The sequence below is a fragment of the Pseudomonas tremae genome (genome assembly GCF_001401155.1).
Lineage (GTDB): Bacteria > Pseudomonadota > Gammaproteobacteria > Pseudomonadales > Pseudomonadaceae > Aquipseudomonas > Aquipseudomonas tremae.
This window is the reverse complement of the sequence record NZ_LJRO01000437.1, coordinates 1-271: the sequence shown is the minus strand read 5'-3', so window position 1 is coordinate 271 and position 271 is coordinate 1. Positions and strand designations below refer to the sequence as shown.

Below are 271 nucleotides of genomic sequence, written 5' to 3'. Positions count from 1 at the left end.
ACCAGGATGAAGATGTGTATAAGAGACAGGTATGGGGTGTGAAACCGGACAGTGATTTCGCCAGGCGCGCGGAAGAGTCTGCAAAGCCTGTCATTGCCGGCCCGTCCGGCACCGCTTCGCGCTTGGTATCTGTGGCACGCTTTCTGGCACCAGCGTGTTTGAAACGCCTTGATATCGAGAGTGAGCAGGGCTTTAAGGAGCTTGTGCGGTATGCCTGCTATGCCTATTTAGGTCAGGGCAGCCACCATTCGATGCTTGAAGTGAATCTGGG

Annotated in this window: 1 pseudogene; it reads left to right on the top strand. The window is 55.0% G+C overall.

Going from position 1 to position 271, the window contains the following annotated elements:
* Positions 1–271, top strand: a pseudogene (locus ALO43_RS31220) (type III effector); the annotation flags it as partial.